16 protein-coding genes are annotated in these 15,409 nt (G+C 70.9%); 2 read left to right on the top strand and 14 right to left on the bottom strand.

Annotation, left to right across the window (positions count from 1 at the left end; all coding sequences use genetic code 11):
• Positions 1 to 3: 3 nt before the first annotated feature.
• The 13 genes from IEY86_RS30925 to IEY86_RS30865 form a co-directional block, all read right to left on the bottom strand.
• On the bottom strand, positions 4 to 450 hold the full coding sequence (locus IEY86_RS30925) for a YciI family protein (protein ID WP_229698902.1): 447 nt from the start codon (positions 448 to 450) through the stop codon (positions 4 to 6).
• Positions 451 to 830: 380 nt separating this feature from the next.
• Complete coding sequence (locus tag IEY86_RS30920; RefSeq protein WP_189135223.1) at positions 831 to 1,556, bottom strand: Rv1363c family protein; 726 nt, start codon at positions 1,554 to 1,556, stop codon at positions 831 to 833.
• A 134-nt stretch (positions 1,557 to 1,690) separates the two neighbouring features.
• Positions 1,691 to 2,272: an Rv1363c family protein gene (locus IEY86_RS30915; RefSeq protein WP_373287113.1), complete on the bottom strand. Its 582-nt coding sequence runs from the start codon at positions 2,270 to 2,272 to the stop codon at positions 1,691 to 1,693.
• Complete coding sequence (locus IEY86_RS30910) at positions 2,239 to 3,516, bottom strand: MCE family protein (protein WP_189135222.1); 1,278 nt, start codon at positions 3,514 to 3,516, stop codon at positions 2,239 to 2,241. Before IEY86_RS30910 ends, IEY86_RS30915 begins: the two co-directional genes overlap by 34 nt.
• Positions 3,513 to 4,868: an MCE family protein gene (locus IEY86_RS30905; RefSeq protein WP_189135221.1), complete on the bottom strand. Its 1,356-nt coding sequence runs from the start codon at positions 4,866 to 4,868 to the stop codon at positions 3,513 to 3,515. The genes IEY86_RS30910 and IEY86_RS30905 overlap by 4 nt, the downstream gene beginning before the upstream one ends.
• The gene (locus tag IEY86_RS30900) at positions 4,865 to 6,007 is read right to left on the bottom strand and encodes an MCE family protein (protein WP_189135220.1); all 1,143 of its coding nucleotides are present in this window, start codon (positions 6,005 to 6,007) and stop codon (positions 4,865 to 4,867) included. The genes IEY86_RS30905 and IEY86_RS30900 overlap by 4 nt, the downstream gene beginning before the upstream one ends.
• Positions 6,004 to 7,008, bottom strand: coding sequence for an MCE family protein (locus tag IEY86_RS30895; protein WP_189135219.1), 1,005 nt, complete (start codon positions 7,006 to 7,008; stop codon positions 6,004 to 6,006). Before IEY86_RS30895 ends, IEY86_RS30900 begins: the two co-directional genes overlap by 4 nt.
• Positions 7,005 to 8,033: an MCE family protein gene (locus tag IEY86_RS30890; protein WP_189135218.1), complete on the bottom strand. Its 1,029-nt coding sequence runs from the start codon at positions 8,031 to 8,033 to the stop codon at positions 7,005 to 7,007. The genes IEY86_RS30895 and IEY86_RS30890 overlap by 4 nt, the downstream gene beginning before the upstream one ends.
• Positions 8,030 to 9,319 carry an MCE family protein gene (locus tag IEY86_RS30885; protein WP_189135217.1) on the bottom strand — a complete coding sequence of 430 codons (1,290 nt, stop codon included), beginning with the start codon at positions 9,317 to 9,319 and terminating at the stop codon, positions 8,030 to 8,032. Before IEY86_RS30885 ends, IEY86_RS30890 begins: the two co-directional genes overlap by 4 nt.
• A gap of 9 nt (positions 9,320 to 9,328) precedes the next feature.
• Entirely contained in the window at positions 9,329 to 10,156 is an 828-nt protein-coding gene (locus IEY86_RS30880; protein WP_189135216.1) for an MlaE family ABC transporter permease, read from the bottom strand.
• Between the two features lie 2 nt (positions 10,157 to 10,158).
• On the bottom strand, positions 10,159 to 10,929 hold the full coding sequence (locus IEY86_RS30875) for an MlaE family ABC transporter permease (RefSeq protein ID WP_189135215.1): 771 nt from the start codon (positions 10,927 to 10,929) through the stop codon (positions 10,159 to 10,161).
• A complete protein-coding gene (locus IEY86_RS30870) occupies positions 10,926 to 11,885 on the bottom strand; it encodes an ABC transporter ATP-binding protein (RefSeq protein WP_189135214.1) in 960 nt (319 codons plus the stop codon). The genes IEY86_RS30875 and IEY86_RS30870 overlap by 4 nt, the downstream gene beginning before the upstream one ends.
• Positions 11,886 to 12,474: 589 nt before the next feature.
• Entirely contained in the window at positions 12,475 to 13,683 is a 1,209-nt protein-coding gene (locus IEY86_RS30865) for an RNA polymerase sigma factor (RefSeq protein ID WP_189135213.1), read from the bottom strand.
• A 229-nt stretch (positions 13,684 to 13,912) separates the two neighbouring features.
• Between IEY86_RS30865 and IEY86_RS30860 the strand changes: the two genes are divergently transcribed.
• Positions 13,913 to 14,476 (top strand): hypothetical protein, encoded by a 564-nt coding sequence (locus IEY86_RS30860; RefSeq protein WP_189135212.1) that lies wholly within the window; start codon positions 13,913 to 13,915, stop codon positions 14,474 to 14,476.
• Between the two features lie 223 nt (positions 14,477 to 14,699).
• Positions 14,700 to 14,915: a hypothetical protein gene (locus tag IEY86_RS30855; protein ID WP_189135211.1), complete on the top strand. Its 216-nt coding sequence runs from the start codon at positions 14,700 to 14,702 to the stop codon at positions 14,913 to 14,915.
• 147 nt (positions 14,916 to 15,062) lie between these two features.
• Here the strand turns inward: IEY86_RS30855 and IEY86_RS30850 are convergent, their stop codons facing one another.
• Complete coding sequence (locus IEY86_RS30850) at positions 15,063 to 15,377, bottom strand: hypothetical protein (RefSeq protein WP_189135210.1); 315 nt, start codon at positions 15,375 to 15,377, stop codon at positions 15,063 to 15,065.
• Positions 15,378 to 15,409: the final 32 nt, after the last annotated feature.

The following is a 15,409-nucleotide window of genomic DNA, read 5'->3' as shown; positions in this document are numbered from 1 at the left end:
GTGCTACTGGCCGGCGGCGTTCTTCTCGACCTGCAGGCGCAGGGCCTCCTCGCGCGCGGCGGCCTCGGGGGAGAGCACGTCCTCCGGAAAGTCGCTGATGTCGAACACCTGTCGGACCTCGATCTCGGCGACACCGTCGCTGGACTGGGGATCGCCCGCCTCCAAGGGGACGCGCAGCGCCCACTCCAGTGCCTCCTCCTTCGACTTGGCCTGGATGATCCAGAACCCGGCGATCAGCTCCTTCGCCTCGGCGAACGGCCCGTCGGTGACGGTGCGCTTGCCACCGGAGTAGTGGACCTTGGCCCCCTTGGAGCTCGGCTGCAGGCCCTCGGCGGCCAGCAGCACCCCGGCCTTGACCAGTTCCTCGTTGTACTTGCCCATGGCGTCGATCAGCTCGGGGCTCGGCATCACTCCGGCCTCGGCGTTGGCGTCGCTCTTGATCAGCAGCATGAATCGCATGGTCGTCGTGCCTCTCTCGTCTCATGTCCTGAGCCGGGCGGCGGGCCGGTCCGATGACCGGCCGTGTTCCCAGCCTCTGCCTACGCGTCGAACGAGGCACGGCGAAATCGACATGGTCCGCGAAGTTTTTTTCCGGCGCACGGCGCCGGGCATCCGGAGGCGAGCGGGGCTCCCCGTGGCGGGTGCCGCTTTCGGGGGGGCGGGCTGCGCCGCTTCTGCGGCTGGGGGCGCAGACCTCCCGTCCCCCCGTCCCCCCGTCCCCCCGGTCCCCCGGTCCCCCGGACCCCGGACCCCCGTCCCCCCGGTCCCCCGGACCCCGGACCCCCGAACCCCCGGACCCCCGGGTGGGGACATCCGGAGGCGAGCGGGGGCTACAGCGCGTCGACCGTGGTGATCTTCCAGCCGTGGGGGGTCGGGACGAGGGTCAGGCGGACGCGGTTGAGGTCGAGGCGGGGGCCGGTGACCTGGGTGCTGTTCGTGACCTGGTTCATGAACAGCAGGACGACGACCCTGTCGGGGGAGGCGGACACCACCGAGGCGGCCGGGGTGCCGCCGGTCGGGGGCTCGGCCACCGTGGCCCTCACCACCCCGTGGTACTTCCGGGCGGTGGGCGCGACCACGCCCTCCGTGGTCTTGCGGTACTTCTCCCGGAAGGCACCGGTGAGGTGACCGCGCGCGGCGGCGAAGTCACGGTCCAGACGCCTGTAGTCGTACGACATGATCACCGGCGCCGCTTTGCGCGCGGCCGCCAGCGCCTGGGTCCGCGCCTGCCGGGTCCGCTCCGCCTCGCGGTACTGCCACGCCAGCACCCCGGTGGCGGCCAGGGCGGCCACCACGAGGATCGCCAGGACCGCGCTCAGCAGCCCCCTGCGGCGCCCGGCCGGAGCGGCGTCCGCACCGGCCGTGGAGGGCTCCTTCTCCGTGATCCTCGCCGCATTCGCGGCCCGCGAGGCTTCGGGTGCCCCGACGGCTTGCGGCGCCTCGGGGGACCGGTGCGCCCTCTCGGTTCGCCTCGCCGCGGCGCGGGCCGCCGCCGCCACGCCTCGCCGACGGGGTGTGCCGCTCCCGGCACGCTCTCGAACGGACAGCTTCGACACTGGGTCTCTCCTTACGGGCGTTGCGGGTGTTACAGGCGCTACGGCGTTTTGGGCGTTATGGGCGTTGCGAGGCCTACGGCGCTACGAGCCTTGTGGGCTTGCGGGCCTTGCCGGTCTTGCTGGCCTGCGGGGGATCAGCCGACGAACTCGACGTCGGACGTCAGCCAACGCCCGCCCTCGTGCACGAGGTCGAGTTGCAACCGGTAGTTGCGCGACCGGCCCTTCGGCGCGGCCACATTGGTCACCGTGCTGTCGGCCACGACCAGCACCCGTGCCGACTCGTCGTCGGCGTCGGCGATGCCCGCCTCGAGCACCTGCCCCTGCGACACCGACCTGTTCTGCGCGACCAGCTTGGTCAACTGCCTGGTCTGCGCCGCGAACTGCCGCTTGAAGTCGCCCGTGGCGCCGCTCAGCACGTTCTGGCTGTCCCGGTCGTAGTGCCGGTAGTCCAGCGAGGTGAAGTTGAGCGCCGACTGCCGGGCCGCGGCCAGGATGTCCTGGTCGCGCCGCTCCTGCTGGTGCTGCCGGTGCTGCTGGACACCGAGCCACCCCGCGGGCACCGCCACCAGCGCCAGCGCGAGCGCGAGGCCCACCGGCAGTGCCCTGCCGCGCCGGGCCGCGACCACCGCCGCGACCAGCGCCCGGCGCGGCGGACTCGTCACCCCGGCCAGGATCCGGCCGGTCATGCCATGGGTCCCACGAGCAGCCATTGCCAGGACTCCTTTCCGAACATGCTCTGTTCTCCGCCCGTCGAGCCGATCTCGACGGGCTTGCCGTCCGGGCCGTTCGCGGCGCCGGTCTCGGGGTCGTAGGGCGCGATGTACGACGCCTGGTCGTACGGTCCGGCGTCGGCGGATCCCGACGGCCGGGGTGCGTTCTGCGCACCGCGGACCGTGGACGCGCTGCCCCGGGGGGCCGTGCACTCGGCGGAGGTGTTCGCCCGGCGCTCACGGGTGTCCGAGGGGTCGCGCCGCTTGGTGCCGTACCCCTGGCGGCACGGCTGCGGGTCGTCGGCGTTGAGCACCATCCCGAAGTGGACGGTGCCGTCCCCCGGCAGGACGGTGAAGCTGCCCGCCACCACCACGGGGAAGGTCACCAGCGTCTGCTCCAGTCCGGGCAGCCGCGCCACGGTGATCTGGCTGCCGCTGACCAGGTTTCCCAGCAGGACGGGAAGCGCCTTCCGGTTGGCCTTCAACAACGAGTCGAGCTCACCCGCCGCGGGCGCGCCGCCGTCCACCGCCCTGCGGATGTCCCCGTCGCTCTTCTTGAGCTGTGTGGTGAGGTCCGCGAGGTCCCGGGAGAACGACTTGATCGACGAGCCCTCGTCGGCCTGGGTCTTGAGGACCTTCTGGGAGTCCTCGATCAGCGAGATGGTCTGCGGGAGGTTGTCACTCGCCGTCTCGATCAGCGCGTTGCCCGAGTCCACGAGCTTGGACAGGGGCGGGCCCGTGCCCGCGAACGCCTTGCCCAACTCGTCGACCGTGGTCCGCAGGTCGTCCTTGCCGACGGAGTTGACCAGCCGGTCCAGGCTGTGGATCAGCGAGGTCGTGGGCAGCGGTGTGCGGGTGTCACGGCGGGCGATCCTGCTGCCCTCGCGCAGGTAGGGGCCGCTCTTGCCGCGGGGCTGGAGGTCGACGTACTGCTCGCCGACCGCGGAGCGGTTGGCCACCACGGCGAGGGTGTCGGCCGGGATGCGGGGGCCCTTCTTGATGCGCAGGTCCACCGAGACCCCGTCGGAGTCCAGGCGCAGCCGGCCCACCCGGCCCACGGGAGCACCGCGGTAGGTGACCTCGGCGCCCGAGAAGATGCCCCCGGAGTCGGCGAAGTCGGCCCGCACGCTGTAGTCGCGGTCCACGACCTGGTCGGCCAGCCCGGCGTACTCGGCGCCGACATAGGACACACCGAGCGCGGTGACGGTGGCGAAGCCGAGCAGTTGGGCCTTGACGGTTCGAGTGATCACGGCTGCATCCCCCTCGTCATCAGCTCGGCCAGGGACATGTCGACGCCGCTCGGCGCCGGGGGGCCGCCGCTGTTCGCGGTGTAGCTGCTGTGGCACACCGGCGGACAGAGCACGCCGCCGCCCGATCCTGCCGAGCCGCCCGAGCTGCCGGATCCGGTCGACCCGCCCGGGTCCGGCGTGGGCGTCGGCAGATGGGGCAGGCCCGAGGGCTCGGGCAGCTGGGGTTCCGGCAGGTCCGGCGGATGGGGCAGGTCCGGTACGTCCGGGGGCTCGGGGAGCTCCGGGTCCGGCTTGCCCGGCAGCTTGGGCCCCTGCCCGTCGAGGTTGCCGTAGAGGCTTTTCAGGTCGAGATCGGCGGTGATCCTCAGATTGACGTAGTCGCCCTTGATGGCGCTCGAGGCATTGCGCGGGAACGGATACGTCGTGAGCATCTCCAACGCGTTGGGCAGGTCGTCGCCCGCGGCGTTGAGCCGGTCCAGGATCGGCACGAGGTTGCGCAGGTCGGCGATCGTGTCGGCCCGGGAGGCATTGATCACCTTGGTGCCCACCTTGCCGAGGCTGGACAGGGAACGCAGCATCTTCGTCAGGTCGCGGCGCTGGTCGGCCAGCACCTTCAGCCCCGACGGAATGGCGTCGACCGCCCGGCCGATCGTGGTCCTCTGCGCCCTGAGCGTCCTGCACAGCTTGTCGATGCCCTTGAGGGCGCGGGTGATCTCGGTCCGCTGCTCGTCGAGTCCGCCGACGAACGTGTCGAGCCGGCTCAGCAGGTCCTTGACCCGGTCCTCACGGCCGTGCAGCGCCTTGTTGAGCTCCACGGTGATCGTCTTCAGCTGGGCGACCCCACCGCCGTTGAGCAGGGACGACAGCGCCGACAGCACCTCTTCGATCTCCGGGTTGCGGCCGCTGCGGGAGAGCGGGATGCGGTCGCCGTCGGTGAGCCTGCCGACCGGCTTCACCCCGGTCGGCCGGGCCAGCGACACATACTTCTCGCCCAGCATGCTGGTCCGGCGCAGCTCGGCGGTGGCATTGGCGGGGAGCCTCACGGAGTCGGAGACCCGGAGCCGGACCCGCGCATGCCAGCCCTTGAGCTGCACCTTCTCGACCGCGCCCACGGTGACGTCGTTGACCTTCACCGCCGACTGCGGCACCAGGTCGAGCACGTCCCTGAACTCGACGGTGACGTGGTAGGCGTGCCCGTCCGCCGCGGCGCCGCCCGGCAGTTGGACGTCGCTCAGGCCGTTGAACTCGCATCCGGACAGCAGGAGCACCGATCCGACCGCCGCCCAGACCGGCGCTGCGCGCAGGTCCCGGCACGGGTGGCGGCGCGAGGATCCACGCGCGGGGGCGCTCATGCCTTGCCTCCCAGGATTCCGCCGAGCGTGCGGTCCATCGAGGCGGTGGCCGGTGACGACTTCGGCGCTCCGGTGAGGGGATCGCCGGACGGCAGGTCCGGCAGGGAGTCGAAGAGCTTGCGCAACCGGGCGCAGTCCCCCTTCCGACCCGCCGACTTCAGCAGCGAGCAGAGCGCGCCGCCCGGATCCTGGGCCTGCTCGGCGTTGTTGCGCGTGTCGAGCGTTCCCGACGCCGGGTTGTACGCGTTGGCGAGGTTCCCGAGGCCGGTGGGCACCACGTCCATCAGCTCCCGCAGCGCGGCGCGCTGTTCGACCAGCACGCGGGTGACCTGGCTGAGGTCCTTCACATTGGAGGTGAGCGACTTCTTGTTGTCGCGCACGAAGTCGGCCACCTCGGGAAGCGCTGCCGCCAAGTGCTTCAGCGCCGCCGCGAGGTCCTCGCGCTCACCGGAGAGCTGCCCGGCCACCGTGGCCAGGCTCTCGTTGAACGAGCGGACATCGCCGTCGTCGGACGCCAGAGCCGCGGTGAACACCTGCAGATTGCGGACCGTCCCGAACAGGTCCCCGCGGCCGTCCGACAAGGTGGTGACCGCCGTGGACAGGTCCTCGACGGTCCGGTGCAGCTGGTCGCCCTGGCCGTGCAGGTTGGACGCGCTGACGCCGAGGAGTTCGGACAGCGCCCCGTCCTTGTTGGCCCCGCGGGGACCGAGGGCGCCGGCCGTCGTGTGGAGGCTGTCGAAGATCCGGTCCAGCTCGACGGGTACGGCCGTGCGCCGCTCGGGGATGACGGCGCCGTTCCTCATCGCCGGACCGCCCCGGTACACCGGCAGCAGCTGCACGTAGCGGTCGCTGACCACCGAGGAGTTGATGATGGCGGCCTTGGCGTCCGCGGGGACCTTGCGGCCGGCCTCGTACCGCAGCCCGACCCGCACGGAGCGGCCCTGCGGCTTGATGGAGGTGACCTCGCCGATCTTGACGCCGAGCACCCGGACGTCGGATCCGGGGTAGATCCCGACCGTTCGCGGGAAGTACGCGGTGACCTCGACCTGCCGCGGCCTCGGCCAGAACACGAAGGCCAGGCCGGCCACGAGCAACAGCACCGGTACGAGCGCCAGGCGGCGGGCGAAGCGCCGGCTCATCGTGACCCTCCTGAGGGTGTCTTCGCGGATGGACCGTTCTTCGGGGCCACGGGAACGGCGACGAGGTTCTGCACATAGCTGTCGAACCAGCGGCCGTTGCCGAGGGTGTTGGTGAAGACCCGGGCGAAGGGCGCCAGCAGCTTGACGCTGCGGTTGAGGCTGCCCTCGTTGCGCTTGAGCAGGGTCACCACCGCGTTCAGGCGTTTGAGGGCCGGACCGATCTGCCGCCGGTTGTCGGCGACCAGACCGGACAGCTGCACACCCAGCGCCGAGGCGTTCTTCAGCAGGGCGTGGATCGCCCTGCGCCGGGCGCTGATCTCCCGGAACAGCTTGCCGCCGTCGTCGATCAGCGTGGTGAGGTCGTCCGAGCGGTCGGAGAGCACACCGGTGACGCCCCGGGCATGATCGAGCAGGTCGCGCAGCGCCTGGTCGCGGGAGGAGACCGTCCGGGAGAGCCGGGACAGGCCCCTGATGGACGCCCTGACCTCCGCCGGTGAGTCCTTGAACGTCGAGGACATCGTCCTCATGGCCGTAGCCAGCTGCCGGGTGTCGACCTTCTCCGTGGTCGTGGTGAGGTCGCTGAACGCCGCCACCACGTCGTAGGCGGAGACCGTGCGGCTCAGCGGGATCTCGGTCCCGGGAGACAGCCGGCCGGGCCCCTTGGGCTCCAGCGACAGGTACTTGGCGCCGAGGATGGTCTTGACCCGGATCGAGGCGCCGGTGCGGGTGCCGAAGCGCGGCCCTTCCTTGATCCGGAAGGTGACCCGCACATGGTCCCCGTCGAGGTCGACGTCGTCGACCTTGCCCACCTTCACCCCGGCGATCCGCACCTCGTCACCGGACTTGAGGCCGCCCGCCTCGGAGAAGGCGGCCGTGTACCTCTCGCCGCTGCCGATCAGCGGCAGGTCCTGGACATTGAACGCCGCGACGATCAGGAGCACGACCACGGTGAGCCCGACGGCTCCGATCGTCACGGGGTTGCGCTCGCGGAAGGGGGTCACCGGCCGCACCTCGCTCGGCCGACGTGGAAGTCGGGGGTGATCGCCTCCGCGGTCTTCGGCAGCACGATCCGGCCGTCGAAGTCGCACAGGTAGAAGTTGAACCAGGACCCGTAGGACGCTGTCCCGGTCAGCTTGTTGAGCTTGCGCGGCAGCCGTTTCAGCACGCCCTCCACGGTCCTTCCGTTGTCGTCGAGCGTCCCGGAGAGCTTGGACAGCCCGGCGATGTCGGTCTTCAGCGCCGGACGGCCCTGCTCGAGCAGACCGGACGTCGCGGCGGACAGGTCGCTGATCCCCGTCAGCGAGTCGCCGATGGCCCTGCGGTCCGACGACAGGCCCGAGACCACCCGCCGCAACTGCCTCAGCAGTGAGGAGAACTTGGCGCTTCGCCTGTCCACGGTGCCGAGCACCTCGTTGAGGTTGTCCACGACGGAGCCGATGAGCTTGTCGCGGTCCGCGAGGGACGAGGTGAGCGAGGCGGTGTGGGCGAGCAGGCTGTTGACCGTGCCGCCCTCGCCCTGGAGGGTCTTGATGATCTCGAAGGCCAACTGGTTGACGTCCTTCGGGCTCAGGGCGGCGAACAGCGGCTTGAACCCGTTCAGCAGGGCGTTCAGATCGAGCGCCGGCTCCGTCCTTGAGAGCGGGATCCGGCTGCCCGGGCGCAGCCGTGTGCCCCGGCCCGGCCCCTCGGTCAGGGCGATGTACCGCTGCCCGACCAGGGTGCGGTAGCGGATCACCGCGCGGGTGCCGGACAGCAGCGGACGGTCGCGGGAGACCGTGAACCTCACCTCGGCCAGCGTCCGGTCCTTGATCCGGATGTCCTCGACTTCCCCGACCCGCACACCGGCGACCCGGATGTCGTCGCCCGTCTCCAGGCTGGTGACGTCGCTGAACACCGCGGAGTACGTGTCGGTGGGCGTCAGGCGGAAGTTGACGATGGTGGCGGCGAGCACGGTGGTCGCCAGCGCGGTCACCACCGCGAAGATGCCGAACTTGACGAGCGGAGCGGTCGTTTCCCCGGCCCTCATACGACGCTCACCGCCGTACCCCGGGCCATCGGGCCGAACAGCAGGGTCGCCACCGACGGCACCTCGTCCGCGGGAACCCCCAGGACGGGGGCGACGAGCGAACCGATCACATGCTGCTCCGCCGCGGTCCCGGTCACGGTGCCGTGCCCGCCGGGGGAGGCGCCTGCCGCGCCCGCGGCCTTCGTTCCGTCGTTGAGCTTGACGCCGGGGGCGGGAATGCCCGGACGCGGCAGCCCTCTGCAGTTGGGCCCCGAGCGGTCGGCGTAGCGCGGTTCCTCGCCGGGGCGGTAGGCGGATCGCGGCAGGACGACCTCCAGGGTGATGTGCATCCGCCCAGCGCCGAACGCCTGCTCCGCCAGCGGCTGCGACCTCGTCAGCCCGCCCAGCAGGCAGGGGTATTCGGGCGAGTAGCGGGCGAGCAGGGCCAGCGTGGGACGGGAGAGGCGGTTGAGGGAGATGATCCGGTCGGAGTTCTCGTCGAGTACGTCCTGCGCGGTGCCGGCGAACGACGTGGTCCCGCTCAGCAGGGACGCGAGCGCCTTCTTCTTGTCCACGAGGGTCCGGCTGCCGGTGATCGCGTTGTCCAGCACTCTCAACAGGTCGGGGGCGGCGTCGCCGTAGACCTCCGCCACATCGGCGAACCGGGAGATATCGGTCTTCAGGGCCGGCATGTGCGGATTGAGCCTGCCCAGGTAGCGGTCCAGCCGGGTCAGATTGGCGCCGATCCGGTCGCCGCGCCCTTCGAGCGCGGTGGAGAACGCGGACAACGTGGCGTTGAGCTTGCCGGGCTCGACCGTGCGCAGCAGCGGCAGCAGGTCGTTCATCAGCCGCTGGAGCTCGATGCCGAGCCTGGTGCGGTCCTGGGTGATCACGTCCCCGGCCCGGATGGGGCGTGCGGAGTGCCGCTCGGGGACGACCAGGTCGACGTACTTCTCGCCGAACAGCGTCTTGGGCAGCAGGCGCGCGTGGACGTCGGAGGGGATGAGGGTGACGTGCTCGGGCTTCAACGCGATGTCGAGGGTGGCCTTCTCGCCGTCGGCCCGCACATGGCGGACCTCTCCGACGATCAGCCCGCGCAGTTTGACGTCGGCGGGCGGCTCCAGTTGGTTGCCGATGGTGTCGGCCTGCAGCGTGATCCGGACGACGGAGGTGAAGACCTGCTGGTAGACCGCGACGGTCAGGGACAGCAGCAGCGCGATGACCGCGATGAAGACGGCGCCGTACAGCCGCAGTTCGGCCGGCCGGGAGAGCACCGCGGTCCTCGACGGCGGGGTGGTTTCGCGCATCAGCATCGGCTACCCCGCGATCCGCACGGTCGTGTTGGCTCCCCAGATCGCCAGGCTGAGGAAGAAGTCAAGGATGTTGACCGCGACGATGGAGGTGCGCACCGCGCGGCCGACCGCGACGCCGACGCCCGCCGGGCCGCCCTTCGCGTAGTAGCCGTGGTAGCAGTGCACGAGGATGATCACGACGGCGAAGACGATCACCTTGCCGAACGACCAGAGCACGTCGACGGGCGGCAGATACTGCTGGAAGTAATGGTCGTAGGTGCCCGGCGACTGGCCGTAGTAGCCGGTGGTGATCGTGCGGGCGGCGAAGTAGGAGGACAGCAGGCCGACCACGTACAGCGGGATCACCGCCACGAACCCGGCGATCATCCGGGCGGTCACCAGGAACGGCAGCGAGGGGATGCCCATCACCTCGAGAGCGTCGACCTCCTCGCTGATCCGCATGGCGCCGAGCTGGGCGGTGAACCCCGCGCCGACCGTCGCGGACAGCGCCAGGCCGGACACCAGGGGAGCGATCTCGCGGGTGTTGAAGTAGGCGGACAGGAACGCCACGAAGTTGGACGTGCCCAACTGGTTGAGGGCGGCGTACCCCTGGAGCCCGACCTCGGTGCCGGTGAAGAAGGACAGGAAGGCGATGACGCCGACGGTGCCGCCGACGACCGCCAGCGCGCCTCGGCCGAAGCTCACCTCGGCGAGCAGGCGCAGGACTTCCTTCTTGTAGCGGCGCAGTGTGCGGCCGGTCCAGCCCAGCGAGCGCCCGTAGAACGACAGCTGGTCGCCGAGCTCCTCCAGGGAGCGGAGCGGCCGTCCGAAGACTCGATCCGCCAGAGCCATCGCTATCCCCTCTGCGGAACGACTTGGAAGTACACGGCGGTCATCACGAAGTTCGTGACGAAGAGCAACATGAAGGTGATCACCACCGACTGGTTCACCGCGTCGCCCACACCCTTCGGACCGCCCTTGGCCGTCAGGCCCTTGTACGAGGCGACGATCGCCGCGATGGCGCCGAAGACCAGCGCCTTCAGCTCCGCCGTCCACAGGTCGGGCAGCTGGGCGAGGGTGGTGAAGGAGGCCAGATAGGCGCCGGGGGTGCCGTGCTGGAGGACCACGTTGAAGAAGTAGCCGCCGGCCACCCCGACCACCGAGACCAGCCCGTTGAGCAGGACCGCGACGGCCATCGAGGCCAGGACGCGAGGCACGACGAGGCGGTGGATCGGGTCGATGCCGAGCACCTCCATGGCGTCGATCTCCTCACGGATCTTGCGCGCCCCCAGGTCCGCGCAGATCGCCGAGCCGCCGGCTCCCGCGATCAACAGGGCCGTCACGATGGGCGAGGCCTCCCGCAGGACGGCCAGCACGGACGCGGCTCCGGAGAAGGATTGGGCGCCGAGCTGCCTGGTCAGGCTGCCGATCTGCAGGGCGATCACGGCCCCGAACGGGATGGAGACCAGTGCGGTGGGCAGGATCGTCACACCGGCGACGAACCATGCCTGCTGGATGAACTCCCGCGCCTGGAACGGCCGCCGTGGCAGCGTACGGAGGACGTCCAGGGCCAGCGCGAACAGGCTGCCCGTGTGCCGCAGACCCGCGGTGGGCGACAGGCTCACAGGTCCGCCCCCTCCCGTGCGCGCGGCCCGGACTCCCGGTCCGCGATGTCCTGCCAGCGAGGCGGCCGGACGATGCCGGGGCTGGGCAGCAGACGCGGAGTGACCCCCGCACCCGTCGCGCCCTTGCCGCCCTGCGGGCCGCGGCGGTGCCCGGCGCCGAGCTCGGCCAGTTCCTGTTCGACCTGGGCCGCGTCCTTCTCCTCAGCCATACCGATCGGCCCCTGCATCCGGCCGTTGAGGAACTGGCCGACGACCGGCTCGTCGCTGTCGAGCAGCACCTGACGGGGGCCGAACATCACCAGTTCGCGGCGGAAGAGCAGCCCGATGTTGTCGGGCACCTGCCGGGCCGAGGCGATGTCGTGGGTGACGATGAGGAAGGTCGCGTTGATCTGCGCGTTGAGATCGACGATCAACTGGTTGAGGTATGCCACCCGCACCGGGTCCAGACCGGAGTCGGGCTCGTCGAAGAGGATGATCTCCGGATCGAGCACCAGCGCCCGGGCCAGCCCCGCGCGCTTGCGCATGCCGCCGGAGATCTCGCCGGGCAGCTTCCTCTCGGCTCCGATCAGGCCGACCATGTCCATCTTCTCGAGGACGATCCGCCTGATCTCGCTCTCCGGCTTGCGGGTGTGCTCGCGCAAGGGGAAGGCGATGTTGTCGTACAGGTCCATCGAGCCGAACAGGGCGCCGTCCTGGAAGAGGACGCCGAAGAGTTTCCGCACCTCGTAGAGGTCGTGCTCGCGCAGCCGGGTGATGTCCCGGCCCGCGATCGTGATCGAGCCCCGGTCCGGTTTCAGCAGACCGACGAGCGTCTTGAGGAAGACCGACTTGCCCGTGCCCGAGGGACCGAGCATGACCGAGATCTCCCCGGCGGGCAGGGTCAGCGAGACGTCCCGCCAGATGACCTGGTGGCCGAAGGACTTGGTCAGCCCTTCCACACAGATCTCGACACCCATCTGGGACACCCTTCAGCCGTGGACGGACGGACGATGCGGAGGCGAAGCCGGGTGTGCGGACCAGAAGGAGGGGGGAAGAGTCCGCACACCCGGCAGCTCAGGTCACCGCCCGCGCTCGGTGCGCGAGGCGGTGCCGCCCGCTCGGAACCCTGTTTCCAACAGGGCATGGGGTGCGCGCGGGCAGACAACGAGCGGCGTCCCCGGCCGCCCGCGAAACGACGCGGAGGTCGGCGGGCTCCGTCCCGCACCTGTGTCGAGCCACTGGGCCCACTTGGCGATCCCCTTCCCGTGTGCGTGGAGCAGGTCTGTCATCTGCTCTACGGGGGCGGGCGGGGCGTCCGTCGCGGAGAAGGGAAGATTTTTTGACAGGCCCGCGGGGCGCCGGTCAGGGCCGGTCAGGGCTGGACGGGGTGCCGGTCAGGGCTGGACGGGGTGCCGGTGGGGGTTGGACGGGGTGCCGGTCGGGGTCGCCGGTCGGGGTTGGACGGGGTGCCGGTCGGGGTTGCCGGTCGGGGCTGGACGGGGTGCCGGTCGGGGTGTCCCGGCGTCGGCTCGGGGCGGGGTGTGCCGCGGGGTGGCCGGACCCGGGTCAGCGCTGGGGGACAGGCGCGTCCGTGGGGACGGGGGTGAGGGCGCCGGCACCGGGGGCCGTGGTGGTGGTCCAGGGGGCTGCGGCGGTCTTGACGGCTCCGGTGGTCTTGGTGGGGACCGAAGGCACCGCGGGCGTCAGCGAGACGTGCGGAGGGTGAGAGAGCGAGGGAACGGACGGCACCTTCGGCGTCGACGGCACATCCGGCACATCCGGCACGGACGGCACCGGCGGCACATCCGACATGGGCGGCACGGACGGCACGGATGGCACGTCGGGCACCTGGGGAACGGACGCGACCGCCCCGGAGGGCAGCCCCGGAATCGCTGGGAGGCCGGGCATCGTGGGAAGGGTCAGCGCGGGCAGCAGGTCCTGCGGGCCGCCGGAACCCCTGCCGGGGCTGGGCGGGAGGGTCCCGTCCGCCCGGGACTGGGCCTTGGTGTCGTCCCACACGGGGGGCGGCCCTTGATGACCCGGGAGGGCCGGGCCCGGGGTCCGGTAGGAGGTGGAGGACTGCGGAGGGCGGGAGGGCTGCGGGTCGTGCGCGTAGGGAACGGAGAGCCCCAGGACTGCCAGCGACGCCGCCGTCGAGACCATGGCCACGGCCTGGGTGCCCCCGCCACCGCCCCCGCCACCGCCCGCGCGGGGCCGGCCTCGGTCGCACACCCACAGCACGAGGGCGAGCGTGCCGGCGAGCGAGTTGCGCAGGGTGCGTCTGGCCCTGGCCAGCAGCGACTCAACAGCCTCGTAGCTCAACCCCATCTCGTGGGCGACCTGGCCGACGTCCCGGTCCTCCGACTTCAGCCGCAGCGCCTGCGCCTGCCGGGCGGGCAGTTCCCCGCTCCGATCGGCGAGCCACTTCGCCTCCGCGCGGTCGCAGACCACTTCCTCGACGGGAACGGGGCCCGGGGCGGCGAGCGTGGAGCGGCTGCGGACCTCGACCTCGCGGTTGACCTGGCGGTGCCGGTCGATGCACAGCCGCATGGTCACCGTGGTCAGCCAGGCGCCCAGCCGTTCGTCGTCGACGTGCGGGTTCTCCACGGCACGGAGCATCGCCTCGTGCACCGCGTCCTCGGCGTCCTCGACGCTCACCGACCGCCGTCGCGCCACCTTCAGCAGCTGTTCCCGGTGGCTCCACATGCGCTGCCACCGCTCGCCCGAACAGGCACCCGGTCCGCCCGGATGCGCGGGATGCTTGTACGTCGCCATCAGTGCCCCTTCGCGCTGACGCCCAAGGTGCGGGCGCCGATGGCAGGGGACATTACCGTCCGGTAAACACGCTGGGGAGTGCTGGGAGCCCACCGAAACACGCTGGTGATGTGCGGTGAGTCCGCGCCCGACTACGGAGGAGAAGGCGCCCAGGCCGGACGGGGTGGTGGGCGCCGCCCGGTGGGAACCCGTCGGCTGTTCGGCGGGAGGGGTCGGCCAGACTGTGGCCATGGATGCGGGGACGGCTGCCGTTCTGGGAGCGATGGTGGGAGCGGTGGGGACGACCGCCGCGGCGTTCGCGACCAGCTGGTGGGGCGCTCGAAGCACGGAGCGGCAACTCGCCGCTCAGGAGCGGAGCGCCCGGCGTCAGCTCGGCTTCGACCACCACCGCGAGCGACGGGAGCCTCGTCGGCAGGCGTACGCCGACTTCATCGCCCAGGGGCGCGCGGTGGAGCGAGCCCTCGGCAGGTACCAGGACGCCCATGTGGGCGAGATGGACGTGTTCCATCAGGAGGTGGAGAAGCTGGACCACCTGGGGACCCATGTGCAGCTCGAGGGGCCGGAGTCGATCATCGAGCCGATGCTCGAGGTCACCGGCGAGGCGCACCGGTGCATCAAGCCCCTGGGAGAAGCCATCCGCGCCCTGGAGGATCATCCGCAAGCCGACGAGCGGTACCGCCGCTCGACGACCGACGACCTGGCCATGGCGGGGCTCGAGTTCACCGCGGCCCTCAAGGCGTTCGCGGACGCCGGGCGCCGAGCACTGGAAGCCGACGGCACCGCGGCCGGCTGAGGTCGGGGACCTTCGCCGAAGTGGCGGAACTCCTCCATGGCATCCGTGGGGTAGGCGGACGTGACGTCGTATGAACGCTGGTCTCTCATAGCTTCGTTGGGCACTCTCGTGGTCGGCGTCGTCGCCTTCGGCGCGCTGGCATGGCAACTGCTGATGCTGTCCCGTTCCACGACGCTGGACCACGACGACGCTGGACCACGACCGGCGGCGCGAGCAGGCGACGATGGAGTACCTCAGCGCCACGATGGACCGGCGCAGGGCACTGCGCGACGAGGGCGTCCCCGACGACCGGGACCAGGCGGCCGTGGCGGCGCTCATCAGCCGGTCGGCGGTGGGCGACGGCGATGCGATGAGGCTGGTCTCCGGGTACCTGACCATCTACAACTACCTGGGTGTGGCCGCGCAGTCGGACGCCTTCGGCGTTGCCGTCATCGACTAGGCGTGGGGCGGGGTGATCGCGCCCTGTACGAGAACTACCGCCCATGGATCGAGAGCCAGCGGCACGACCAGGGCGAACCGCGCCTGCACGCGTCGAGTCGCAGCCACTTGGCTCCTGCCCGAAATGCCCGATCCACGGCCCAGTCGATCAACCGCCCTCGAGGTTCTGACCGCCGTGTGTCCGGGCCACGGTGAGTTTGGAGACCAAGCCCGCGGGCTCACCGAGCTCGCCATCCCCCCAGAGCTCCGGGTCGGCGTCGACGGTGAGCGTGAGCGTCGCGGCAGTCACCGCTGCGTCGCGCACCAAGAAGACGCTCCCCGAGTCAATGCCGTCCGACAGCCGCTCCGGAGGATAAGCCTGCCGCCACTGGTCGTATCCAAGCTCCTGGATCCACCCCGCGGCCTCCTCCCGAAAGGCGATCAAATGGGACAGATCGCTGGATTTGGCCGGAGTGGCGATCACGGGGCGGCGCACCACCATCCTGTTTCAAGGGG

It is taken from the genome of Wenjunlia tyrosinilytica (assembly GCF_014646055.1).
GTDB lineage: Bacteria > Actinomycetota > Actinomycetes > Streptomycetales > Streptomycetaceae > Wenjunlia > Wenjunlia tyrosinilytica.
Note: the sequence above shows the minus strand (reverse complement) of the source record. Positions and strands in the feature narration are given on the sequence as shown.

Coding starts and splice junctions, on each gene's coding strand:
- IEY86_RS30925 (WP_229698902.1), bottom strand. CDS start 450: ATGCTGCTGATCAAGAGCGACGCCAACGCCGAGGCCGGAGTGATGCCG.
- IEY86_RS30865 (WP_189135213.1), bottom strand. CDS start 13,683: ATGGCGACGTACAAGCATCCCGCGCATCCGGGCGGACCGGGTGCCTGT.
- IEY86_RS30905 (WP_189135221.1), bottom strand. CDS start 4,868: ATGAGCGCCCCCGCGCGTGGATCCTCGCGCCGCCACCCGTGCCGGGAC.
- IEY86_RS30885 (WP_189135217.1), bottom strand. CDS start 9,319: ATGCGCGAAACCACCCCGCCGTCGAGGACCGCGGTGCTCTCCCGGCCG.
- IEY86_RS30855 (WP_189135211.1), top strand. CDS start 14,700: ATGGAGTACCTCAGCGCCACGATGGACCGGCGCAGGGCACTGCGCGAC.
- IEY86_RS30890 (WP_189135218.1), bottom strand. CDS start 8,033: ATGAGGGCCGGGGAAACGACCGCTCCGCTCGTCAAGTTCGGCATCTTC.
- IEY86_RS30880 (WP_189135216.1), bottom strand. CDS start 10,156: ATGGCTCTGGCGGATCGAGTCTTCGGACGGCCGCTCCGCTCCCTGGAG.
- IEY86_RS30860 (WP_189135212.1), top strand. CDS start 13,913: ATGGATGCGGGGACGGCTGCCGTTCTGGGAGCGATGGTGGGAGCGGTG.
- IEY86_RS30900 (WP_189135220.1), bottom strand. CDS start 6,007: ATGAGCCGGCGCTTCGCCCGCCGCCTGGCGCTCGTACCGGTGCTGTTG.
- IEY86_RS30870 (WP_189135214.1), bottom strand. CDS start 11,885: ATGGGTGTCGAGATCTGTGTGGAAGGGCTGACCAAGTCCTTCGGCCAC.